This is a genomic window from Candidatus Alcyoniella australis (assembly GCA_030765605.1).
GTDB classification, from domain to species: domain Bacteria; phylum Lernaellota; class Lernaellaia; order JAVCCG01; family Alcyoniellaceae; genus Alcyoniella; species Alcyoniella australis.
In genome coordinates, this window is record JAVCCG010000118.1 from 26,285 (window position 1) to 48,276 (window position 21,992).

Below are 21,992 nucleotides of genomic sequence, written 5' to 3' on the forward strand. Positions count from 1 at the left end.
CGCGTAAATAATTTGGGCTTGCTACTTGCCGATGCAGAAGGTGGAGAAGATGCGCTCGATCACCTCGCGCTCGAGCTGCTCCGCGCCGTCCGGGGAGTCGGCCCTGCCGATGATCGAGCCCAGGCAGCGCACTGCCCGGCGCAACTCGAACGCCGCGAACTCCGGCGCCAGGTCTTGGGACAACGCTTCGATGGCCGCGATCAGCGCGCTCTGGGCCTCGCGCACCAGATCGGCGTGGCGCGCGCTGATCACGATCGCGTCCGCCGTTCCCACGTCCGCGGCCTCGCAGATCAGCTCCCCCAGCGCATGCGCCAGCTCGTCCACGCCCAGGCCGGTCTTGGCCGAGGTCGCCTTGGCGAGCGGCGCGTCAACCTCGGAACGCCACTGTTGCGCCGCATCTTGGTTCGCGATGTCGACCTTGTTCAGCACGGCCAGGGCCGGGCGATCGACCAATGAGCGCCAGAGATCGAGATCGTCGCGTTCAATTTGTTGTGTCAGGTCGAACACCGCCAGCACCACATCGGCCTGCTCGAGGTTGCCGCGAGTGCGCTCGATGCCCGCGCGTTCCACTGGGTCGCTGCACTGCTCGTCGCTGCGCAGGCCTGCGGTGTCGCACAGCGTCGCCGGGATGCCATCAAACAAAAGCCGGTCCTCGACCACGTCGCGGGTGGTGCCCGGCGACTCGTGGACCAGGGCCCGCTCTCGGCGCAACAGCGCGTTGAACAGGCTGGACTTACCCACGTTGGGACGGCCGACGATAGCTACCCGCGCGCCGTGGGTCAGCAGTCTGCCCGCAGGGAAGGTGCGCGCCAGTTCGTCGCAACGCACGCGCACGCGTTCCAGCTCGTCCACCGCCGCCTGCGTGTCCAGCAGCGGCAACTCGTCCTCGGGAAAGTCGATGGCCGCCTCGAGCTGGGCCAGTCGTCCGACCAGCGCGTCGCGCATTCGCGCCACTTCCTCGGAGAGTGCTCCGCCGAGCTGCCGTGCGGCCTGGCGTGCGCCGCCCGCGGTCTGAGCCTCGATCAGCGCGGCCACGGCCTCGGCCTGGGCCAGGTCGAGGCGTCCGTTGATGAAGGCGCGCATGGTGAATTCGCCGGGCTCGGCCTGTCGCGCGCCGTGTCTGCGGGCCAGCTCGAGCACTCCGGCGAGCACCGCGGGACCGCCGTGGCAGTGAATCTCGGCTACGTCCTGGCAGGTGTAGCTCTGCGGTGCGTTGAACAGCACGGCCAGCGCCTCGTCGATGGTCTCGCCGCTGTTGGGGTCCACTACGCGGCCCAGGCGCATCCGCCGATCGGCAATCAGTTCGCCGCTGCGCGGTCGGAAAATCACTCGTGCGATGGAGGATGCGGCCGGTCCGGAGAGGCGCACCACGCCGATGCCCGATGGTCCGGGCGGCGTGCTCAGCGCTACGATGGTGTCGTCGACGTCGTACATCCGGAGCCCGGTCCGTTCATTGGCGTTCGATCAAACCTTCTTCGCGGATCGTCTGTTCCAGCAGTGCGCGGTTGCGCTTGATGTAGTTCTTGAGCTCGGCCGAGGTGACGCCGAGTTCGGCCATCGACATTTGCAGCACTGCGTCGTAGCCCTCGGCTTTGCGGCCCTTGATCTCGCCGGTCAGCTTGAGGATCGCCAGGCCGAACAGCGGATCGGAGGACTGGCGATAGTCCTTACCCGTCCTTCCCATCCTCGTCCTCCGGCTGCGAGTCCTCCGGCTGATCGTCTTCAGGCTGCGCATCTTCAGGCTGCGCGTCCTCGGGCTGCGCGTCTTCGGGCTGCGCGTCCTCGGGCTGCGCGTCTTCGGGCTGCGCGTCCTCGGGCTGCGCGTCTTCGGGCTGCGCGTCTTCGGGCTGCGCGTCCTCGGGCTGCGCGTCTTCGGGCTGTGCATCTGCGGGCTGCTCGTCCGCGGGTCCTGCGTGCTGTTGCTCAGCCGGAGTCCGCGTCTGTTCGTCGTCGTCCAGCTCGTCGGCGAACTCGTCGATCGGCTCCTTGCGCGCCGCGGGGTCGTCGGCAAGCAGGATCTGCACCCGCTTGAATTCGCCGCTGCCCAGGGAGCGGGTCGTGACCTGCGAGTCCTCGCGTAGCGCGAGGTGCACGATGCGGCGGTCGAATGCCGAGAGCGGCTCGGTCTCCAGCGGGGTGCGGCCGCGCAGCACACGCTCGGAGAGTTTCTGCGCCTCGATGCTCAACTGTTCGTTGCGCCGACGGCGGTAGCCCTCGGAGTCGACGACGATCTTTTTGGGATAGCCGCCGGACTTGCGCACGATCTTGTTGAGGATGAATTGCAATGCCTCGAGGGTCGACCCCTTGCGGCCGATGAAAATTCCGCGTCCGCCGGCCGAGATGTCGAGCCACAGTTGGTCCTCGGTCTCGCGCGGCGTGATCGAGGCATCGGGCGCCACCGAGCGCGCGATGAACTCCAGCACTTTGATCGGCTCGATCTCTTGGCCCTCGACGTGGTACAGCGGCGGCAGCTCGAGATCGACCAGCCTGGTCTCGGGTCGGCGTCCCTTGCCGCCGCGTCGTCCGCGCCGGTGTTCGCGCTTCTCGCCCCGTTGCTCTGCGTCCGGGCGCTGGCGGCCCGAGTCTGAGCCGCGCCGCTGGCCGCCTCCGCGCTCGTCGCGCCGTGCGCCGCCCTCGGAGGGCTTGGGACGACCTTCGTCGCGCTGGCCCTTATCCTGCTGCGGCCTTTGTTGCGGCTGCGCCTGGGCCCCGGACTTGGGCTTGGTTTTATCCGCAGTGCGCATCCAGGGCTTGTCTTGCCCCTCGTTTTTAAAGAACGGCTCGATCTTGCGCGCGTCACGACCCGCGTCCTTGGCCGCCTCGGCGTCGGCGCCGACTTTTGCGGCACGTTCGCGCGACTCGCGCTCGGAGTCGCTGGCTTCCTTGAGAGTTACGCGAACCCGCGCTTTGCGAGCGAGCATGCCGAAGAAACCCGCGGTGCCCACGTCGACGATTTCGATCGCCAGCTTGGTTTTGGGAACGCCCAGCTCAGCGGCCGCGGTTTCCACTGCCTCGTCGACCGTGCGTCCTTCTTTTTCTATTACTTTCATCGATCAATTCTCCGATTTACTTTTATGACCCGCGTTCTGCTGCTGCTGCGAGGGAGGCAGCTCCAGCGGCTCGTCCTTGATCAGCTTGTTGGTCAGCAGCTGCTGGCCGATGCCCAGGATGTTGCTTACCAGCCAGTACAACACCAGGCCGCTGGGGAACGAGATGAAGATGAACATGAAGAACAGCGGCATCAGCTGCATGATCTTCTGTTGCGTCGGGTCGGGATTAGTCGGGGTCAGTTTTTGGGTGGCGTACATCGAGGCGCCCATGAAAAACGGCAGAATCGGTACGCCCCAACCCAGGCCGGGCATTTGGAACGCCACGTCGGGCGCCGAGAGATCGGTGATCCACCAGAGGAACGGCGCGTGCCGCAGCTCGATCGCCATATAGAGCATGCGATAGAAGGCGATGAAGATCGGGAACTGGATCAGCAGCGGCAGACAGCCGCCCGCGGGATTGATCTTGTGCGTCTTGTACAACGCCATCATCTCGCGGTTGAGCGCCTCCTTGTCGTCCTTATACTTCTCGCGCAGCTGCTTGATCAGCGGCTGTAGCTTGCCCATGTGGCGCATCGACTGTTGGCTCTTGTGGGTCAGCGGGAACATTCCCAGCCGGATGATCACCGTCACCAGAATGATCGCCACGCCCCAGTTGCCAAAGGCGCCGTAGAACAGCTTGAGGATCCACAGCATGCCCAGGGCGATGGGCGTGAACCAGCCGAAGTACAGCGCCTTGTTGAAGTCGCTGCCCGCCTCGACCAGCAGCTCCTTGATCATCGGACCGCTGTAGCAGGTGAAGATCAGGCGGCGGCTCTGTCCGGGCTCGATGGTCTGGGTATTGACCAGCGTGCGGGCGATCACCACCTCTTCGTTGAGGAAGCCCGACTGGTACTGCGTTGCGGTATCCGAGGTGTGGGCCAGGCCGGTCATCCAGTAGTTGGAGACAAAGGCGACCCACAGCGTGCCGGGCACCAGCTCGCCGATCTGTTTTTTAGGCGAGAGCGCATCGGACTCACGCTCGGAGCCGTTGTAGCTAACCAGGTTGACCTGTTTGGGCGGCGGGCCCATGAAGCTGCGCTTGCTCGGCCGGTAGATCGAGTAGAGGTTGATGTAGGGTCGGCCCTCGATCTTCACCTCCGAGTTGTTCTCGATCGTCAGCTCAAGCTCGATCGAGTAGACCTCGGGGCTGATGGTGAAGCGCTTGGTGATCACCAGGCCATCGGCGGTCTGCGCGACGAAGGTCACCGAGTTGCCGGCCTGCTCGGCCTTGCGGTAGACCAGATCGTCCTCGGCGTCGTCGTAGTAGCTCTGGGAGTTGTCCAGCGAATACATCATGCCGGTCGACAGCGGGTAGTACGACTCGCCGTGGTTGTACTCGTCCGGAGCGAAGTCGACCATCTGCCAGGGGTCGGAGTCGGGAGCCAGGGTCTTGCGATAGCGGAAATTCGCCTTGCCCGAGGGGTCGGGCTCGATCAGCTCCAGGCTCTTGATCCGCGCGCCGCGGCGGGTGAAGACGATCTGCATCCGATCGTCCAGGCTCAGCGTGACGTCGAGGTCCTGCTCCAGGCCGCTGCCGGCGCTGAGCATCGCGGCGCCGGGAACGGATGCGGCCTGAACATCGACCTGATCGTCGGGCTGCGCCAAGGGCTCGCCCTGTGCGGCCGCGGGCTGCTCGAGCGGTTCCTGAGCCCGGGCCAGGCACGGCGCGGCAAGGGCCAGGCTCCAGCACAGCCCAATCAGGGCGATCAGCGTTATTGTCGATCTGACGGGGCTGCTCATTTAATCCTCTATGGCTTGGGCACGGGGTCGTATCCGTGGCCCCCCCACGGGTGGCAGCGGGTCAGCCGTTTAACGGCCAGCCACAGCGCTGTGTGGGCCGGGTGAAGCTCGAGCGCCTCCAGGGCGTATTCCGAGCAGGTGGGCAGATAGCGGCAGTTGTTTCCCAGGTAGGGCGAGACGCACAGCTTGTAGAGCTTGATCGGCGTGGCCAACAGGCGTTTGATCATCGGCGTCTCCGCGGGCGTCCGGCGCGTTTGGCCAAAATCTTGCCCCCGCGCGCCATTGACAACAGCTCGTCGCGCAGGTCGGCGAATCCCTGAAAGGACCAGCCGCCGCGCACTATCACCACCAGATCGCAATGATCCGGGAAGCGTTGCTTGTCGTTGCGAAATGTCTCGCGGATCCATCGCTTGACCTTATTACGCTCTACGGCGTTCCCCACTCTGCGGCTTACGACCAAGCCCAGTCTGCGGAGGTCAAGGCTGTTGGGGCGGACGATTAGGAATAACCGATCCGAGCGGTAGCGCGTTCCCTCGTCGTCAGCTTGGCGGTATTCGAAGGATTTGCAAACGCATTCCCGTCGGCCCAACCCTTGGCCGACCATCTCCGGCGCCTCTATTTGCTCGGGATGCTGACGGCGAGGCGCTTGCGGCCCTTGGCTCGCCGGCGGTTGAGCACCTTGCGTCCGCCGCGCGTGGCCATCCTTGCGAGGAATCCGTGAGTTCTCAGTTTTTTAATGTTGCTTGGTTGAAATGTTCTCTTCATTGTATTTCCACCCGGGGCTTATGATGCCCGCTCGGTTAGTTACTCCTTCGCAAAAAGGGCACTTAATGAAGCATAAACGCCGCAGGCTGTCAAGGACCCTAGCCCCGAAGCCCACGGCGTGCGATGATTAACGTTCGATGGATCAGATGAATAATCCGGACTACGTTTGGTACGCACACGTCCCGTTTTGTCGACGGAAGTGCGCGTACTGCGATTTCGCCTCAAGCGCGCCGCGCGGCACGCAGCTGGAGCAGTACGTCGACTTGGTTTTGGCCGAGCTGGATCTGCGGCGCGACCAGGTCGACGGTCCGCCCCTGGCCGGATATGTGGGCGGCGGCACCCCGAGCCTGCTGCCTCCGGCTCAGCTGGCGCGGATGATCCGCGGCATCTCTGGGGCATTGGGCGAGCCGACGTCGGGCGAGCTCAGCGTGGAAGTCAACCCCGAATCAGCCTCCCCCGAGCTGTTCGCGCTGCTCGCGGATTGCGGTGTGACGCGCATCAGTGTGGGCGTGCAGTCGCTCCAACCACAGACCCTACGACTGCTGGGCCGATCTCACGACGCACAACAAGCTCGGATCACCCTGGAAAACGCGGTCAAGGCCGGATTCAAGACAGTAGGCGCCGACCTGATCTGTGCGGTGCCCGGCCAGGAAATCTCTCAGCTTATCAACGATCTGCGTGCCTGTCTCGAGGCCGGAGCGCGTCACGTCTCGATCTATGTCCTGACCCTGGAGCCCAATACGCCATTGGGCCGGGATCAGGCCGCCGGACGGCTAGAGCTTCCCACCGCGGACCAGGTCGAGGAATTTTATGCGGCAATCCAAGGTGAATTGACGGACTGGAACATGATAAGATATGAAGTAAGCAACTGGGCGGTCGATACGGCTTCGTGCGTTCATCACAAACATGTCTGGCGTCGCGCAGAGATAGTAGGTCTGGGAGCGGCGGCAGTATCGTTTGCGAACCGGCAACGCAGCACCAACACGGAGGATATCGAGCGCTATGCTTCCGCGGTGCGTGGCGGATGCAGGCCGATATTTTCGGTCGAGCAATTGTCCGACGAACTGGCGGTACGCGAGCTGATCCTGTTGGGACTACGCAATTCCCAAGGGATCGAGTTGGCGCAACTGGCGGCAATGGGGGATGAACTGATGGGCAGATGCGCAGGGCTGATCAAGGGATTGTGTGACGAAGGATTGCTTGTCAACCGGCCCGGTCGACTTGTGCCTACATCGCGCGGGATGTCGTTGGCCGATGAGCTGGCAGTGCGCCTGTGGCCCTGAAATGAGCTTTTTACCTATTGACAGTAACCGGCGCACCCTATTTAATACCATGACTTTGCCGCGCTTAGGGACCTGGAGTAATGGCTGAAAATCATAAAAATGACGACGACCAAAAGGTCGTGAGCGATATTCCTTCAGGGGCTTTCGTGGAAGCCCTGAAGGCTATCGAGAAGCTTGAGGGCCAGGCCAAGAAAGAACAGAGCGCAACCAAACCCAGCCAGCTGTCGAACGAGGCGCGCCCCGCAGCGGGCCAGGCGGCGGATAAGAAACCAACCGCGGGAGCCAAAGACGACGGGCTCGACGACTTCAACCGGCTGATGGCCGAGCTGACGGATCAACTCAGCCGCGACCGCGAAGGGCTCGAGGTCGACGTGACCGAGGAGCTGGTCGGCGAGACCAAACCCGCGCCGCCCAAACCCAAGCCGGAGCCGCAGCGAGCAGCCGCAGCCGCCAAGCCCAAGGAGCCGGTGGTCGAACAGGCCCAACAACCCGCTGAGGAAGATCAAGACGAGCGCGACGAGAAAATCAAGGAAATCACCGAGCGCCTACTGCGCGTACAGGCCGAGTTCGAGAACTACCGCAAGCGGATGGTTCGCGAACGCGAGGAGGCCAAACGCTTTTACAACGAGGAACTGATGCGGCAATTGCTGCCGATCCTCGATAACTTCGAGCTGGCCTTTGCCCATGCCAAGGACCAGCAGGAAAAGCAGGCGCTGCAGGACGGCGTAGAGTTGATTCTCAATCAATTGAAGGGCATGCTTGGCAACTTCGGGCTCGAATCGCTCAGCTCTCAGGGGGAGATGTTCGACCCGTCCAAGCATGAGGCAATGGTAATGATCGAGGATGTCGAGGCCGAGCCGGGCACGGTGATCAGCGAATACCAGCGCGGCTTTCTGCTGCACGGCCGGTTGCTGCGACCCTCACAGGTGGTGGTCGCGCGGGCGCCGGGAGCGACGTCGGCGCCATCCAGGATCAACTCGAAGGCAGAGGCCAAACAAACACAACCCGACGAGACGGATCAGGGGGAAGAGGACCAGAGCGGTTCACCGGAGCCGTCCGCCAGGGTTTCTAATGATATAGAAAAAGGTTAAACTTTGCGCAATGCACAATGAAGGGGGGCCTTTCTGATGAATAAGATCATCGGAATTGACCTTGGTACGACAAACTCCTGCGTAGCACTGATGGAGGCTGGCGAGCCGATCGTGATCGCCAATGCCGAGGGATCGCGTACGACTCCCTCAATGGTTGCCTTCACCGACAGCGAGGAACGGCCGGTAGGCCAGATCGCCAAGCGGCAGGCAGTGACCAATCCGGAGAACACGATCTACGCGATTAAGCGTCTGATGGGTCGCAAGTTCGACACCGACGAGGTGCGCAAGACCATCGAGATGGTGCCCTACCGCATCGTGTGCGCCGACAACGGCGACGCCTGGGTAGAGGTGTTGGGCAAAGCCTACTCGCCGCCGCAGATCTCGGCGATGATCCTGGAGAAGATGAAGCAGACCGCCGAGGACTATCTGGGCGAGGAAGTGACCGACGCGGTGATCACCGTGCCGGCCTACTTCGACGACGCCCAGCGCCAGGCGACCAAGGACGCCGGCGCGATCGCCGGGCTCAACGTGCAGCGGATCATCAACGAGCCGACCGCCGCCTCGCTGGCCTACGGGCTGGACAAGAAAGAGAACGAGCTGATCGCGGTGTTCGACCTGGGCGGCGGCACGTTCGACATCTCGATTCTCGAGATCGGCGACGGTGTGTTCGAGGTGCGCTCCACCAACGGCGACACCTTCCTCGGCGGCGAGGATTTCGACCGCCGGATCATCGAGCACCTGGTCGAGGAGTTCAAACGCGACCACGGCATCGATCTGCAGCGCGACAAGATGGCGATGCAGCGCCTCAAAGAGGCATCCGAGCGCGCCAAGCACGAGCTGTCGAGCCTGGTGGAGACCGACGTCAACCTGCCGTTCATCACCGCCGACGCCTCGGGTCCCAAGCACCTGAATCTCAAGCTCACGCGCTCCAAGCTCGAAGAGCTGGTGAACGACCTGATCGAGCGGCTGACCCATCCGTGCCGCACCGCGTTGACCGACGCCAACCTCCAGCCCGAAAAGATCTCGCGCATCGTGCTCGTCGGCGGCCAGACCCGGATGCCGCGAGTGCAGGAGAAAGTCCGCGAGATATTCAACAAGGATCCGTACTCGGGCATCAACCCCGACGAGGTCGTGGCGGTCGGCGCCGCGATTCAGGGAGCGGTGCTGCGCGGCGACGTCAAGGACGTGCTGCTGCTCGACATCACACCGCTGAGCCTGGGCATCGAAACCCTCGGCGGCGTGTTCACCCGGATTATCGAAAAGAACACCACGATCCCGACTCGCAAGAGCCAGGTCTTCTCCACGGCCGCCGACAACCAACCGGCGGTTACGGTCCACGTGCTCCAGGGCGAGCGCGAGATGGCCTCGGACAATAAAACTCTGGGCCGCTTCGAGTTGGTCGGCATTCCGCCGGCCCCGCGCGGAGTGCCGCAGGTCGAGGTCACCTTCGATATCGACGCCAACGGCATCGTGCACGTCTCGGCCAAAGATTTGGGGACCGGCAAAAAGCAGGCGATCCAGATCACCGGCGCCACCGGTTTGGCTGATGTCGAGATCGACAAGATGGTCGGCCAGGCCGAATCGCATCGCGACAACGATATGAAGCGCCGCGAGACAGCCGAACTCAAGAACAACGCCGAGGGCCTGATCTACACCGCAGAGAAGAGCCTGCGCGAATATTCCGACCGGCTGTCCGACGCCGAGATGGACGCGATCGAGAACGCGATCTACGAGCTGCGCGAGGCGTTGCGTGGCGAGGACATGCGTGCGATCCGTGCGGCTATCGACGAAGTCAACCGCGCCAGCCACCGCTTGGCCGAGACGATGTACGCCACCGGCGGCTACGAGGGCACGCGCGTGGTCGGCGGCGGAACCGAGGAGGAATTCGACGAGGACTTCGACGAAGATTTCGACGACGACGAGGACTTCGAGTAGGCGCGGATTTCGCGAATAGAACAAACTGACAGACGAGACCGGGCCGTTTCCTGTAATTAGGGACTCGGCCCGTTTCATTGCCAGCGTACGGAGGCGTCGATTGCCGGTCAACAGGGATAAAAAGCAACAGATGATCAGCTTCGCGCGCGCGCTCGAGATCGCCGGCGACAATCTACCAGCGTCGCGCAGCGTCGAGCTGCCGCTGATCGAGGCGCTGAACCTGGTCGCGGCGCGCGACTACCTTTCGCTCGAACGCGTGCCGCCCTGGGACAACTCGGCGATGGACGGCTTCGCGGTGCGCGCGGCGGACACGCTGGGCGCTACCCCCCAAAACCCGGTCGAGCTCGAGGTCGACGGCGTGCTTGCCGCGGGCGCTGCGCCGCAGCTCGCCGTGAGAGCGGGCCGCGCGCTACGCATCATGACCGGCGCACCGATGCCCGACGGGGCTGACGCGGTGGCCATGATCGAGATCACCGACGGTGGGCAGTCGCGGGTGCGAATCTTCCAGCCGGTGAGCGAGCGCCTGCACGTGCGCTACGCGGGCGAGGACGTCGAGCCCGGCGCGCTGGTCGCGGCCCAGGGCGATTTGCTGGGACCGGCGGAGCTGGGCTCGCTGGCCTCGGCGGGCCTGGCCCGCGCGCAGGTCTGGGACCGCCCGCGGGTGGCGCTGCTGATCACCGGCGACGAGCTGGTCGATCCGGGCGAGGAGCTGCCGCCGGGCAAGATCCGCAATTCCAACGCTACCAGCCTGCGCGCTCAGGTGATCGACGCCGGCGGCGTTCCGGACTACGGCGGAGCGGTGGTCGACGACCCGGCCGTACTGCTCGCTGCGCTGGAGCGCGCCGCCGAGTCCGCGGACTTCGTGCTGAGCACCGGCGGAGTGAGTATGGGTGACTACGACTTCGTGGCCGACGTGCTCCAGAGCGCCGGGTTCGAGCCGCTGTTCGCCTGGGTCGCACAGCGTCCGGGCGCTCCGCTGACCTGCGCCCGTCGCGATGGAACGTTGTTTTTCGGATTGCCGGGCAACCCGGCCTCGACCATGGTCTGCTTTGAGCTGCACGTACGACACCTGTTGCGCAGCTTCATGCGCCATCCGCGACCGCAGCGCCGCCGCGTTGCCGCACATTTTGTCGAGCCGTTTAAAAAGCGCGCCGGATTGATGCACGCCGCGAGGGTGATCGCGCAGCCGCCGGCCGACGGTGTCGGGCCCTGGACGCTCAGGCCCAGCGGCTCGCAGGGTTCGGCATTGCTGCGGCCGCTGGTGCGCGCCAACGCTCTGGCGCTGACGCCGGTCGAGCCCGCGCTGGTGACGCCCGAGCACGAGCTGGAGGCGCTGCTGCTGTGAGCGAATCGACCAGACCGCGTTACGTCGATACGCTGCGCCTGTCGGTGACCGACAAGTGCAACATGCGCTGCCGCTACTGCATGCCCGCCGAGGGTGTGCCGCAACTGAGGCACGACCAGGTGCTGCGGCTGGAACAAATGGTGCGCTTTGTCAGGCTCTCCCTTGAGCGCGGCATCCGCCGTGTGCGGATCACCGGCGGCGAGCCGCTGGTCAGGCGCAACATCATCTGGCTGGTACGCGAGTTGGCGGCGCTGCCCGATCTCGAGGATCTGGCGATGACCACCAACGGCGCGCTGTTGGCGCAATATGCCGCACAGCTCAAGGACGCCGGGCTGCGGCGGGTCAACGTCAGCCTGGATTCCCTAGATCCGGAGAAGTTTCGCTACCTGACCCGCTGCGGCGAACTGGACGCGGTGCTCACGGGGATCCAAAGCGCGCTGGACGTAGGGCTCGATCCGGTGAAGATCAACGTTGTGCTGATGCGTGGATTCAACGACGACCCCGCGCCGTTTGTGGAGCTCGCCGCGCGGCTGCCGGTGCACGTGCGCTTTATCGAGCGCATGAACTTCAGCGGCATCGAGGCCCCGCCGGACTTCGTCTCGGTGGACGAGATCGCGGCCAAGCTTGAGGAGATCGCGCCGACCGACGCTGATGGCGGTCCGATGGGCGCGGGACCGGCGCGTTACGTACGCATGCCGGGGTTGGTCGGCAGCGTGGGATTTATCGAGGAGCGCGAGGGGCACGCCTGCGCGACCTGTAATCGGCTGCGGCTGTCGTGCGACGGCACACTGCGCGCCTGCCTGTTCCAGCCCAAGCAAAGCGGCGTGCAGGTTTTACAACAGCTGCGCGACGGCGACGACGCCGCGGTGCTCGCTGCCCTGGATCAGGCGATCGCGGCCAAGCCGCGAAGCAGAATGAAAAGCTTCAATCACGAGGCGATGTCGCAGATCGGAGGATGAGGTGAGTCTGAGCCACTTCGACGAGAACGGGGCCGCACAAATGGTCGACGTCTCGGACAAGCCCGAGACGCTACGCATTGCCAGAGCCCGCGGTCAGGTACGGATGCGGCCCGAGACCCTCGAGCTGATCCGCAGCAGCAAGGCGGGCAAGGGCGACGTGTTGGGCACGGCGCGGCTGGCCGGAATTATGGCGGCCAAGCGCACATCCGAGCTGATCCCGCTGTGCCATCCGCTGGCGTTGAGCTCGATAAAGGTTGAGTTTGAAACCGCCGAAGATCCGCCGCGGGTCGGCTTCACGACCGAGGTGCGCTGCTCGGGCCCCACGGGGGTCGAGATGGAGGCGCTGACCGCCTGCGCAGTGGTCGGCCTGACGATCTACGACATGGTCAAGGCCGTCGATCGCTCGATGAGTATCGGGCCGATCGAGCTTGTCGAGAAATCCGGAGGACGCAGTGGGCACTTTGTCCGGCAAGCTGATATCGATCAACCTTAGCAGCGAAAAGGGCGTGACCAAAAAGCCGGTCCAAAGCGCCGAGCTGATCGCGGACCACGGCTTGGAGGGCGACGCCCACGCCGGGGACTGGCACCGCCAGGTCAGCCTGCTGGCTCAGCGCAGCATCGACAAGATGCTCGCCGCCGGGCTCGACGTCGGGCCCGGAGACTTCGCCGAGAACCTGACCGTCGATGGTTTTGAGCTGCACACCCTGCCGCTGGGCACGCGCCTGCGGCTGGGCCCGGCGCTGCTCGAGCTGACCCAGATCGGCAAGGTCTGCCACGCGCGTTGCGCGATCTACGAGCAGGCCGGCGACTGCGTGATGCCGCGCGAGGGGATCTTCGTCAAGGTGCTCACCAGCGGCACGATCAAGGTCGGCGACACGCTGGAGCTGCTGTAGTGCCGGCAGTCGGCGAGCTGCTGTCGATCAACGTCAGTCCTGAACGCGGCAGCGTCAAACAGCCCTGCGGCGCAGCGCTGCTGCAGGTCGACCTCGGGATTGCGGGCGACGGCCATGCCGGGGACTGGCACCGCCAACTGAGTCTGCTCAATTGGGAGCACGCCCAGACCGCGCTGCCGCCGGGCGAATCCGCGGCCTACGGTGAGTTTGCCGAGAACCTCGACATCAGCGGCCTGGAGCTGCACATCCTGCCGCCGGGCACGCGGCTGCGAATCGGCGAGGCGCTGGTCGAGATCACCCAGATCGGCAAAGACCTGCGCGAGCATCCATCGCCGTTTGAACTCAAGGGCAACGGGCTGATGCCGCGCGAGGCGGCCTTTGCCCGCGTGCTCAGCGGCGGACGCATCGGCCCGGGCGACGCGGTGCGCGTCGAGGAGGAGTGAGCATGGCCATCGACTGGGGACTGATCACACTCTCCGATAAAGGGGCCGTCGGCCAACGCGAGGATACGGCGGGTGCGGCGATCACTCAGATCATGCGCGACGCCGGGCATCAGCGTCTGGACTACACAATGATCCCCGACGAGGCGCAGCAAATCGAGCAAACGTTGATCGATTGGTGCGATTCGGGGCGCATGGGTCTGATCCTGACCTGTGGCGGCACCGGTCTCTCGCCGCGCGACGTCACACCCGAGGCCACGCTACGCGTGATCCAGCGCGCGGTGCCGGGGTTTGCCGAGGCGATGCGCGCGGCCAGCCTGCGCATCACGCCCCACGCGATGCTCAGCCGCTCGGTCAGCGGCGTGCGCGGGCAGACCCTGATCATCAACCTGCCGGGAAGCCGCAAGGCGGCGATCGAAAATCTCGAGGTCGTGCTGCCGGCATTGGCGCACGCCGTGGACAAGCTGCGCGGCGACCCCGCGGACTGCGCCATCGGCTAAGGCGAATTGCTATTTAGTTTTACTGTGATAGATGTCACTGGCCCTGACCGGGGTTGACTTTACCATCCGACCTGCCAGAATTTTTGGTCTGGATTGTTCTACTGAATGATCCGGGTTTGCCTGGATTGTTCGTGGGGGGTTCGTAACGAGGCGTGCAAGGTGCCGCAAAAACAAGGAAGCCGAGTCGAGACTCCGCAGGCGTACCCGCTGTGGTACGTCGAGGACGAATCGGCGAGGATGACACAGTTATTGCGAGCAGATTGTGCGCCGTAGCAGAACCCTCATGAACAACCCAGGCTAAATACCGCCAGCGCCCCCGGCGGTAGCAGAAGGCAGGGCAAGGACCCTTGCCGGTGAGGAATGATGGATCGAGCGACCACCCACCGCGCGGTGGGTGCGCTTCTGCTTGCGCTGATGCTGTCGGCACTGGTTGCGGGATGCGCGCCCAAGCCCGTTGACGGGCCCTACGGGTATAGCGAGACCGGCTACGCCTCGTGGTACGGCCCGGGGTTTCACGGCAAGCGCACCGCCTCGGGTGAGATCTACAACATGTACGACTACACCGCCGCGCATAAGCAACTGCCGTTCGGCACCCTGGTGCAGGTCGAGAACCTGGAGAATCACAAGGTGGTGGCGGTCAGGATCAACGATCGCGGGCCGTTCGTGCGCGGACGGATCATCGATCTGTCCTACACCGCGGCCCAGGATTTGAACATGATTCGGGCCGGCGTTGTGAAAGTGCGGATCCAGGTGATGCCCGCCACGCAGCTGCCCACGGGATTCCTACCTGCGCAACAGCAGGAAACGTTCGCCGCGATCCGCGGTTTTTAAGACTCCCGATCCGATCAAATTCTCCCAGTACTCGTCGGTCTGCGGGATCGACGGGTTGCGCTGGAAGTGTCCGCGGTAGAACGCGGGCCCGGCATCGGCTGCGAAGGGCTCGGCCTCGAAACAGGCGATCAGGTCGCGCTCGCCGGGCAGCTTGAAGCGCCCGGCGGTCCACAGATTGTGCACCGGATAGCCCGGCAGCTCGCACAGCAGCATGAACTCGGCCGGCCGCGCCAGCAGAGTATTGTCGGTCAGCAGATAGACCGCTCCCAGCGGCCCGGGCATGTTCTCGATCTTGCGCGCCGCGGTCCGCACGTCCAGGCGCAGCAAGGCGACCTCGGGGTAGTCCTGGGCCGGTACGCACACGCTCCAGCAGGTCTGATCGAACATCGGTCCAACCAGGGTGCCGCATAGATTATTTTGGCCGCGCGCGGCCGAGCCCCAGACGATCCAGACTGCGCTGAGTCCGGCAATCAGGGCCAGGGTCGGCCCGCGCCACGGCGAGCGCAGCCGGGCGATCAGCGCGGCTCCGGCCAGGGCCAGGCCGGGCAGCAGCACCACGGCGTAGTTCTCCTGCTTTTTAGTGATCAGGCTCAGCGCCAGCAGCGGCGCGGCCAACAGCACCAGCGCCTGCCAACGGCCCGCGTGCTTGGAGCGAAGCAGCAGCACCAGGCCCAGCAGCGCCGCGGGCACGCACAGCGGACCGGCCAGGTTCAGCGTGAGCAGCAGCGGGTAGTACAGCGGGAAACGCAGCACTCGTTGCAGGGCACTGCCGCCCTCGTCCGCGTGCGATGCAATCTGCGCCAGGTAGTAGGAACTACCCAACACGCGACTGGCGGCCCAGGCCAGTCCGCCCAGGGCAACCAACGTCAGCAGCGCGGCGCAGACGTAGCGTGCAACGCGTCGCATGCTCGTCTCTGCCTCGCGCCCCTTGATCGATTCCCACCCGCTCAGCGCCATGGTCCCGGCGCAGCCGATCAGCAGCATTACGGCGTTGGTCGGCTCGAGCTGTAGTCGCATGCCCGCATAGAGCACGGCACTCGCGCTCAGGGCCGCCAGGACGGATCCGCGGCGGCAGGCGATGATCGCCAGGGCCGCGCACAGCATCTGGCAGCACAGCAGCGCACCGTAGGTGTCGTAGACCCGGCTCAGGCCCACGACCCCGGGGGCCACGGCAATCAGCAGCGCGACGATCCAACCTCGGCCGCGGCCGAGCACGATGCGTCCCAACAGTCCGGCGGCGATCGTCAAAAGCACGTACCAGGCTGCGCTCACCGCGCCCAGCGCGCGAAAGTCGCGTCCCAGAACACGCACGGCAGGAGCCGCAAGCCAGTGGAACGGATGCTGCTCGAGCCGACCGTCGGGCCGGGCGTTGAGCGCGTCGGCCGCGCGCAGGCCCGCAGCGTAATTATCGTGGGAATAGAACTCGCGCGGGTGCGAAAGCGGCTGGGACCACAACCCGTTGAGCAGCAGCATCGCCAGCAGCGTCAGTGCGACCAGCGCCGATCCGAACAGGCCCGATGCAACGGCGCGGCCCTCCACGGTCATTCCGTTGCCAAGCCGCCCAGTCGCCGCAGCTGGCCCTCCAGGGCCGAGCGCAGCCCCGGGTCAACGGTTCGTTTAAGACTCTCGCCGTAAAACTCGCGCGCCTGCTGCGCTCCGCGCGAAGTCTCGATCAAGGTACCCAGATTAAGGTAGATCTCGGGCGTGGCTCCCTGGTCGATCAGCCGTTGGTAGACCTCGATCGCCTCTTCGATTCGGCCCGCCTCCACCAAGCTGCCGGCTTGCAGCAGGCTGAAGTGATGGCGCTGTTCGGGCGCGGCGCGTTGCTCAATGATGTAGCCGTAGACCTGCGCCGCGGCGCCGGGCCGGTTGGCGGCCGAGAGGTTGGCTGCGCGAAGGTTGAGTTGCTCGATGCTCATGCTCTCCAGGTCCGGTTGCAGCATCAGCCACGAGAGCGTCAGCAACGCGGCCACGGCCAGCGCGCCGAGCACGCTGCGGATAATCCGCCGTGACTTGCTGCGGCCCAGAGGCTCGGCAGCGGTGGACAGCAGCCACAGCGATTTGAGCATCCGCCACAGCAAGCGCAGCGCGGCCGGAAGCAATTTCAGCACAGCGCACGACAGTCCGCGCGCGCGGCGTTGCAGACAAAGCCGCGTCCGATGCGCAACGCGCGGCGCACGGCCGTAGAGCGCGATGTCGCAGCGATCGAAGCGGCAATCCGACCATTGGCAGCCCGGCCCCTGGCCCAGCTCAAGGCTGGTGCGCTCCAGCGTGCAGTTGATAAAGCGCGCGTTGCGCAGGCCCTCGAGTCGACAACGCTCAAAGCCGCAGTCCGCGAAACTCGCATCGCGCAGGTCCATCCCGCGCAGGTCCAGCCCACGCAGCCGCTGGTTGCTAAGCGCGGCTGCCCGCAGTTGCGTCGGTCTCATGGCGCGACCCCGGGTAGCGGGCCGAGCAGCACGTAGCGTTCCCCGGATTGGATCAGCGGCAGCGGCGTTGCCAGCAGCTCGAGCCAGGCGTGGTCGGGAATCGGTTCGAACGGCGCGTTGTCGATCATCGCCGTGTAAGGCGCGTAGTCGCCGGCGACCATTGGTCCTTGCGTGGCGATCAGCGCCAGCAGTTCGCCTCCGCGCGGCAGCCGGGCGCGCTGGGACGAGCCCAGGTTGTACACGCCGCCGTCGGGCAACCTGCTTTGCAGGAAAAAGCGCGAGGGCTGGTTGAGGCGGATGTCGTCGGCCAGCACGTAGACTCGCGCTCCATCGGGGTAGAGCCGGTCGGCGGACGCGGCGATTTGTGCGCAGTCGGCCTCGAGCTGCACCAGGCTCGGATGCGCGGCCGGGGGCGTGACGAACTTGATAATCCCGCTGCCGAACATCCGCTGTCCCGCGGCGTTGAGCGCGTTGTATTGGGCCGGGGTAATCGAAGTGAGCACGATCCAACCCGCGCTGAGCAGCACCAGCCCCGCGCCGATGGAGGCACGCGAGCGCTGAGTTGCCAGCGCGGACCACGCGGCCGCGGCCAGTAACGCGCCGGGCAGGGCGGCCACCAGATAGGGCTGCTCCTTCTTGCCGATCAGGCTCAGCAGCAGCATCGGCACGATCAGCCACAGCGCGGCCAACCAGCGCGACGGGCTACGGCGGGCAAAGAGCAGCACCAGCCCGATCAGCGCGGCGATGGCAATCATCGGCCCGGCGACGTTGGTCAGTAGGGTGTAGGGGTAGAACCCCAGGGCGGCCAGCGGGCGTTGCGCGATGCTGATGAAGTGCGCGCCGCCCACATCGGTAGCCTCCTGCAGGTAGTAGGGGTTGGCGAAAGTGTGCGCGGCGAACCAGGCCGCCAGCCCCAGGCAGGCCAGTAACAGTGGAAACGCGTGCGCGAGCTGCCGCAACGCGCGCCAGCGCTGTCCGGGTTCCTGTCCCAGCGCTCGAAATCCGGCGGCAGTGCCCGAGAGCAGAACCCAGGCCGTGGGTCCGGCGATTCCGAGCAGGAACAGTACCCAGTGGGTGTTCTCCTGCAGCGAGTAACGCGCCAGCAGCACCAGCGATGCGGCGGGCAGCAGCCAGACCGGTCGGGTCAGCCGTTCGCTACGCACCAGGCACCAGGCAAACCAGGTCGCCAAGGCCAGGTTCAGCGTGTGATCGTCGTAGACCCGGGTGAAGGCGATCACGCCCGGACTCAGTGCGCCGAGCAGTCCCGCGACCACGGCGCTGCGGCGGTCGAAAAGCTCGGCGGCCAGGGCGTAGAGCCCCAATCCGAACAACAGTAGGTAGCAAAGCGGCGTGAGGTTCAGCGCCCAGCGCACAGGCCCGAAGATCCGCAGCCACAGCCAGCTGGGCAGGTGATACAGCGCCGGGTTGCTGTGCACCAGATCGTTGCCCTCCAGGGCCAGGGCGCGACTCAGGCCGTCGGCGTAGTTGTCGTGGGAGTAGAAGCTGATCGGATGCCCGGACGTTCTGCTGTAAAACAACTGTCCGGCGATCACCAAGCCGAGCACGGCGATCAGCAGCATCGGCCACGCCAGGTCGCGCAGGGCGTTGACGCTGCGGCTGCGTATCAGTCTGATCCTCGATTGCTCGGCGCGGCAGCACTCTACGTTCGGCCCGTGCAGCACCACCTGGTCGAGGGTTATGTCCGCGCGCCGTGCACGGGCCAGGGTGTCCAGGTCCAGCTGCGCCGAGCTGATCCGGGTGCGGCTCAGGCGCGCGCTCTCCAGCTCGACCTTGTCCAGCCACTCGCCGCGCAGCTTGGCCAGGGTCAGGTCGGCGTCGGACAGGTCGCGGTCGGGCGGGGCGTGGTCGATCGACCGCCCAACGAGGTCCGCGCCGCGCAAGCGTTCGATGGCGCGCGGCCTTGCCGTTGGTTGATTATTAGGATCTTTCATTGAGCAGACATGCTAGCGGATCATTAGTCTTTACGAAAACAGGCCGCCCACAAGGGCAGCCTGTTTGATTTCTTGTTTGGCTCAGCCGATCAGGGAGTATGGCACTTGGGGCAGTTGCCCGGGAACGTCGGACCCTTGTTATCGGCGGTGTGGCATTTCTTGCCGCAGAAGGAGTGCATCACGTCTTTGTTCTTGTGGCCGCCGCCGTTGGCTGCGTCGGTGTTGTCGTGGCAGCCGAAGCAGGCCGTGGGAGCCGCCGGGTTCTCGTGGTGGCAGATGCCGCAGTCGTTGGCCGCGTCGGCGTGCATCTTGTGATTGAACGGAACCGCTTTGGCGCCGCCGGCGATGTGATCGATGGTGATCATGTCGGCCACGGCGTAGACGGTCATCGCCAAGCCAAGAACTGCAATCAGGATAATTAACGTGGAAACAGTCCGCTTCACAGCAGCCTCCTTGTTTACTAGTCGGGTGGATTCTAGCCCAACCCGCGGGCCCGATCAAGGGTTTTCAATAGGCGCGCCTACGATCTTACGGAGCAACCGGGCGTGATATCAACAAGATCCGGCCTTAGCGTCGAGCGCGGCGGATCTGCTCCATTTCCAGCGCGTGTTCCTCCTCCATGATCTCTTCGGGCACGTTGCCCGACAGCCAGTGCATGGCCATCGGCGAGACCTCGGGGTTGATGATCACCGAGTAGAAGTGCCAGACGATGATCGCCAGCGTGGCCAGGATCGCCTCCATGTAGTGCACGATGTTGGCCACGCTCAGGCCCCACAGCGGCATCAGCTTGAGCATCGGCTCCTCGAACCAGAGGATAGCGCCGGTGGCGATCATCACCGCCGTGCCCCAGAGCATCGCCAGGTACTCGGCCTTCTCGATGTAGCTGAAGCGCCGGAACTTGGGCTTTTTCTTCTTGATGCCGAGGTTAAACAGCACCAGGTTGATCATGTCCAGCGCATCCCAGTAGCGCGGGATCATGTCGATGAAGTAGCGCCTACCGCGCTTGACGCCGATGAGCCAACCCACGTGCACCACGCCCCAGAGGATAAAGATCACCGCGGCCGCGCGGTGGGTGATCGCGCGGAAGGTCTCCCACGATTCGCCGTCAATGCCCGGGATCTTCCAGTTGAAGCTCAGGGCGAAGCCGCTGATCACCAGGGTGGTGAACGAGGTGAACAGCACCACGTGCATTACGCGCTCGAACTTATCCAGCCGCATCACGCCGCCGGCCGCACGCCACTTGGCGTAGTGGTGCTTGAGTTTGGCGACCCAGTCGATCAGGTTGTGCACCAGCATGAAGCCGATGGTCAGCGGGATCAGCAGCAGGTAGGTCAGCCGCACCCAGTATTTGACCGTGTGCGCGGTGTCGGCCTCGGCGGTCAGCTCGCTGTAGTCGCCGTGGAACGAGTCCTGGACGAACCCCGCTCCGATGTTCGGGTGGCAGCGCTCGCAGGTCGCAACCAGGTTGTCGGGGTGGATCGAGCTTAGCTCGTCGTCCTGTACGCGGATCTCGTGGGTGCCGTGGCAGGAGACGCAGGCGGCCACCGAGGTGTCGCCCTCGAGATAGGCCTTGCCGTGGAATCCGCCGTAGAACGAGGCGCCGACGTTTTCCGACATGCAGAAGCGCTGGGTGAGTGCGCGGTTGTCGTGGCAGCCCAGGCAGGTCGCCGCGGAGTTGAGAAAGCTGTTCGGGCTTTGCTCGTCGTCCGTGGACCGCACGTTGTGGCTGTCGTGGCAGAACACGCACGAGGGGACCTCGATTGCACCGCGGGCCAGGGCTTGGCCGTGGACCGAGCCGTCGTATTGCTCGGACTGCGAATGGCAGCCGCCGCAGGTGGCCGAGATGTTGCCCGCGTAGACCATCGAGGCCGGCTCGTTCTTGGGCAGGATTAGATGGCTGCCGTGACAGTCGGTGCAGGTCGGCGCCTCCTCGCGCCCCGCGGCCAGCGCCTGTCCGTGGACCCCCTCGAGGTAGCCGTCGATGTGTTCGCGGTGGCCCGGATGCTCGGCGATAAACTGCTCGTCGCCGTGACAGCGCAGGCACGCCGCAGCCACGTTGCGCCGCGCAGTCGGGCTGTTCTGTGCGGAGCCGGGCACGATCGAGTGCGCTCCGTGGCAGTCGGCGCAGGTCGGTGCGCCCAGATCGCCGCGGGCCAGGGCACGGCCGTGGGCTCCCTTGGCGTTGTGCTCGACAGCCGTCGGGTGGCAGGTCGAGCAGTCGGCCGCTTTAAGCTGCACCGGGTGCAGCGGGGTTCTTGCGTCGGTGTGGCACATCACGCAGCTGATGCCCATCTGACCGTGAATGCTCTGGCTCAGGGCCGCGCCATCCACGGCAAAGGTCGCGCCGTGCAGATCGGGATGCCCTTTGAAATCGGGCTTTAATCCATCGGGCACGGCCAGGGCCATGCCTGCCTCCACCGCGTCCTCGCCCCAGGCCCCGACCATATCGGCGATGTGGCAGCCCAGGCATTCATCGTCGCTCGGCGGAGCCGCAGGTGGTGTGGAGTCGTCCTGCTGGGCGAAAACTGCTGCGGGCACGAGCAGTATAAGCGCTAGTAAAATCAGCAGATGCAGCCGCAACGATCGATGGATACGCTCCATTTTCGTCCTCAGCAGATAATCGAATGTTGTGATGAATCCGGCGTAATTAGACCGGTTTCTAGCACGCGGCGTCAAGTCTTGTCAATTTATCCGCTACGGACTTGACGCTACGATAACAGGCTCTATGATCGGCTGAGCG

General features: G+C 64.9%; 22 protein-coding genes. 10 read left to right on the forward strand and 12 right to left on the reverse strand.

What is annotated here, in order from left to right; genetic code table 11:
* Nucleotides 1-21: 21 nt before the first annotated feature.
* From mnmE to rpmH, 7 genes are read right to left on the reverse strand one after another with little or no spacing between them, the layout of a single operon-like run.
* Nucleotides 22-1,434 (reverse strand): tRNA uridine-5-carboxymethylaminomethyl(34) synthesis GTPase MnmE, encoded by a 1,413-nt coding sequence (gene mnmE, locus P9M14_14260; GenBank protein MDP8256910.1) that lies wholly within the window; start codon nucleotides 1,432-1,434, stop codon nucleotides 22-24.
* A gap of 16 nt (nucleotides 1,435-1,450) precedes the next feature.
* Nucleotides 1,451-1,684: a hypothetical protein gene (locus P9M14_14265; GenBank protein MDP8256911.1), complete on the reverse strand. Its 234-nt coding sequence runs from the start codon at nucleotides 1,682-1,684 to the stop codon at nucleotides 1,451-1,453.
* A complete protein-coding gene (locus P9M14_14270; GenBank protein MDP8256912.1) occupies nucleotides 1,668-3,050 on the reverse strand; it encodes a Jag N-terminal domain-containing protein in 1,383 nt (460 codons plus the stop codon). Before P9M14_14270 ends, P9M14_14265 begins: the two co-directional genes overlap by 17 nt.
* Before the next feature lie 3 nt (nucleotides 3,051-3,053).
* The gene (gene yidC, locus P9M14_14275) at nucleotides 3,054-4,829 is read right to left on the reverse strand and encodes a membrane protein insertase YidC (protein MDP8256913.1); all 1,776 of its coding nucleotides are present in this window, start codon (nucleotides 4,827-4,829) and stop codon (nucleotides 3,054-3,056) included.
* 8 nt (nucleotides 4,830-4,837) lie between these two features.
* A complete protein-coding gene (yidD, locus tag P9M14_14280) occupies nucleotides 4,838-5,056 on the reverse strand; it encodes a membrane protein insertion efficiency factor YidD (GenBank protein ID MDP8256914.1) in 219 nt (72 codons plus the stop codon).
* Nucleotides 5,053-5,433, reverse strand: a complete 381-nt coding sequence (rnpA, locus tag P9M14_14285; GenBank protein MDP8256915.1) for a ribonuclease P protein component — start codon at nucleotides 5,431-5,433, stop codon at nucleotides 5,053-5,055. Before rnpA ends, yidD begins: the two co-directional genes overlap by 4 nt.
* An 11-nt stretch (nucleotides 5,434-5,444) precedes the next feature.
* On the reverse strand, nucleotides 5,445-5,594 hold the full coding sequence (gene rpmH / locus P9M14_14290; protein ID MDP8256916.1) for a 50S ribosomal protein L34: 150 nt from the start codon (nucleotides 5,592-5,594) through the stop codon (nucleotides 5,445-5,447).
* Between the two features lie 146 nt (nucleotides 5,595-5,740).
* Here rpmH and P9M14_14295 point away from each other — a divergent pair, with 146 nt between their 5' ends.
* The 10 genes from P9M14_14295 (at nucleotide 5,741) to P9M14_14340 (ending at nucleotide 14,871) form a co-directional block, all read left to right on the forward strand.
* On the forward strand, nucleotides 5,741-6,877 hold the full coding sequence (locus P9M14_14295) for a coproporphyrinogen-III oxidase family protein (protein MDP8256917.1): 1,137 nt from the start codon (nucleotides 5,741-5,743) through the stop codon (nucleotides 6,875-6,877).
* 146 nt (nucleotides 6,878-7,023) lie between these two features.
* Complete coding sequence (gene grpE, locus P9M14_14300) at nucleotides 7,024-7,968, forward strand: nucleotide exchange factor GrpE (protein ID MDP8256918.1); 945 nt, start codon at nucleotides 7,024-7,026, stop codon at nucleotides 7,966-7,968.
* 36 nt (nucleotides 7,969-8,004) lie between these two features.
* A complete protein-coding gene (gene dnaK / locus P9M14_14305; GenBank protein ID MDP8256919.1) occupies nucleotides 8,005-9,903 on the forward strand; it encodes a molecular chaperone DnaK in 1,899 nt (632 codons plus the stop codon).
* Between the two features lie 100 nt (nucleotides 9,904-10,003).
* A complete protein-coding gene (locus P9M14_14310) occupies nucleotides 10,004-11,248 on the forward strand; it encodes a molybdopterin molybdotransferase MoeA (protein ID MDP8256920.1) in 1,245 nt (414 codons plus the stop codon).
* Nucleotides 11,245-12,207 (forward strand): GTP 3',8-cyclase MoaA, encoded by a 963-nt coding sequence (gene moaA, locus P9M14_14315; protein MDP8256921.1) that lies wholly within the window; start codon nucleotides 11,245-11,247, stop codon nucleotides 12,205-12,207. The genes P9M14_14310 and moaA overlap by 4 nt, the downstream gene beginning before the upstream one ends.
* Before the next feature lies 1 nt (nucleotide 12,208).
* On the forward strand, nucleotides 12,209-12,700 hold the full coding sequence (gene moaC / locus P9M14_14320; protein ID MDP8256922.1) for a cyclic pyranopterin monophosphate synthase MoaC: 492 nt from the start codon (nucleotides 12,209-12,211) through the stop codon (nucleotides 12,698-12,700).
* Nucleotides 12,660-13,100: an MOSC domain-containing protein gene (locus P9M14_14325; protein MDP8256923.1), complete on the forward strand. Its 441-nt coding sequence runs from the start codon at nucleotides 12,660-12,662 to the stop codon at nucleotides 13,098-13,100. The genes moaC and P9M14_14325 overlap by 41 nt, the downstream gene beginning before the upstream one ends.
* Nucleotides 13,100-13,543: a hypothetical protein gene (locus P9M14_14330; GenBank protein MDP8256924.1), complete on the forward strand. Its 444-nt coding sequence runs from the start codon at nucleotides 13,100-13,102 to the stop codon at nucleotides 13,541-13,543. Before P9M14_14325 ends, P9M14_14330 begins: the two co-directional genes overlap by 1 nt.
* 2 nt (nucleotides 13,544-13,545) lie before the next feature.
* Entirely contained in the window at nucleotides 13,546-14,040 is a 495-nt protein-coding gene (locus P9M14_14335) for a MogA/MoaB family molybdenum cofactor biosynthesis protein (GenBank protein MDP8256925.1), read from the forward strand.
* Between the two features lie 363 nt (nucleotides 14,041-14,403).
* Complete coding sequence (locus tag P9M14_14340) at nucleotides 14,404-14,871, forward strand: septal ring lytic transglycosylase RlpA family protein (GenBank protein MDP8256926.1); 468 nt, start codon at nucleotides 14,404-14,406, stop codon at nucleotides 14,869-14,871.
* Here the strand turns inward: P9M14_14340 and P9M14_14345 are convergent.
* From P9M14_14345 to P9M14_14365, 5 genes are all read right to left on the reverse strand, one after another.
* Nucleotides 14,824-16,416 (reverse strand): hypothetical protein, encoded by a 1,593-nt coding sequence (locus P9M14_14345; GenBank protein MDP8256927.1) that lies wholly within the window; start codon nucleotides 16,414-16,416, stop codon nucleotides 14,824-14,826. The two genes, P9M14_14340 and P9M14_14345, sit on opposite strands and share 48 nt — an antisense overlap.
* Nucleotides 16,413-17,300 (reverse strand): tetratricopeptide repeat protein, encoded by an 888-nt coding sequence (locus P9M14_14350; GenBank protein ID MDP8256928.1) that lies wholly within the window; start codon nucleotides 17,298-17,300, stop codon nucleotides 16,413-16,415. Before P9M14_14350 ends, P9M14_14345 begins: the two co-directional genes overlap by 4 nt.
* Nucleotides 17,297-19,252: a glycosyltransferase family 39 protein gene (locus P9M14_14355; protein ID MDP8256929.1), complete on the reverse strand. Its 1,956-nt coding sequence runs from the start codon at nucleotides 19,250-19,252 to the stop codon at nucleotides 17,297-17,299. The genes P9M14_14350 and P9M14_14355 overlap by 4 nt, the downstream gene beginning before the upstream one ends.
* An 89-nt stretch (nucleotides 19,253-19,341) precedes the next feature.
* Nucleotides 19,342-19,695, reverse strand: coding sequence for a cytochrome c3 family protein (locus P9M14_14360; GenBank protein ID MDP8256930.1), 354 nt, complete (start codon nucleotides 19,693-19,695; stop codon nucleotides 19,342-19,344).
* A 124-nt stretch (nucleotides 19,696-19,819) separates the two neighbouring features.
* Nucleotides 19,820-21,853, reverse strand: coding sequence for a cytochrome c3 family protein (locus P9M14_14365; GenBank protein ID MDP8256931.1), 2,034 nt, complete (start codon nucleotides 21,851-21,853; stop codon nucleotides 19,820-19,822).
* Nucleotides 21,854-21,992 lie beyond the last annotated feature (139 nt).

What these genes read in the sequence shown, in the direction of transcription:
- mnmE (MDP8256910.1), bottom strand. Translation starts at nt 1,434, where the DNA reads ATGTACGACGTCGACGACACCATCGTAGCGCTGAGCACGCCGCCCGGA.
- P9M14_14265 (MDP8256911.1), bottom strand. Translation starts at nt 1,684, where the DNA reads ATGGGAAGGACGGGTAAGGACTATCGCCAGTCCTCCGATCCGCTGTTC.
- P9M14_14270 (MDP8256912.1), bottom strand. Translation starts at nt 3,050, where the DNA reads ATGAAAGTAATAGAAAAAGAAGGACGCACGGTCGACGAGGCAGTGGAA.
- yidC (MDP8256913.1), bottom strand. Translation starts at nt 4,829, where the DNA reads ATGAGCAGCCCCGTCAGATCGACAATAACGCTGATCGCCCTGATTGGG.
- yidD (MDP8256914.1), bottom strand. Translation starts at nt 5,056, where the DNA reads ATGATCAAACGCCTGTTGGCCACGCCGATCAAGCTCTACAAGCTGTGC.
- rnpA (MDP8256915.1), bottom strand. Translation starts at nt 5,433, where the DNA reads ATGGTCGGCCAAGGGTTGGGCCGACGGGAATGCGTTTGCAAATCCTTC.
- rpmH (MDP8256916.1), bottom strand. Translation starts at nt 5,594, where the DNA reads ATGAAGAGAACATTTCAACCAAGCAACATTAAAAAACTGAGAACTCAC.
- P9M14_14295 (MDP8256917.1), top strand. Translation starts at nt 5,741, where the DNA reads ATGAATAATCCGGACTACGTTTGGTACGCACACGTCCCGTTTTGTCGA.
- dnaK (MDP8256919.1), top strand. Translation starts at nt 8,005, where the DNA reads ATGAATAAGATCATCGGAATTGACCTTGGTACGACAAACTCCTGCGTA.
- P9M14_14335 (MDP8256925.1), top strand. Translation starts at nt 13,546, where the DNA reads ATGGCCATCGACTGGGGACTGATCACACTCTCCGATAAAGGGGCCGTC.
- P9M14_14340 (MDP8256926.1), top strand. Translation starts at nt 14,404, where the DNA reads ATGGATCGAGCGACCACCCACCGCGCGGTGGGTGCGCTTCTGCTTGCG.
- P9M14_14345 (MDP8256927.1), bottom strand. Translation starts at nt 16,416, where the DNA reads ATGACCGTGGAGGGCCGCGCCGTTGCATCGGGCCTGTTCGGATCGGCG.
- P9M14_14350 (MDP8256928.1), bottom strand. Translation starts at nt 17,300, where the DNA reads ATGAGACCGACGCAACTGCGGGCAGCCGCGCTTAGCAACCAGCGGCTG.
- P9M14_14355 (MDP8256929.1), bottom strand. Translation starts at nt 19,252, where the DNA reads ATGAAAGATCCTAATAATCAACCAACGGCAAGGCCGCGCGCCATCGAA.
- P9M14_14365 (MDP8256931.1), bottom strand. Translation starts at nt 21,853, where the DNA reads ATGGAGCGTATCCATCGATCGTTGCGGCTGCATCTGCTGATTTTACTA.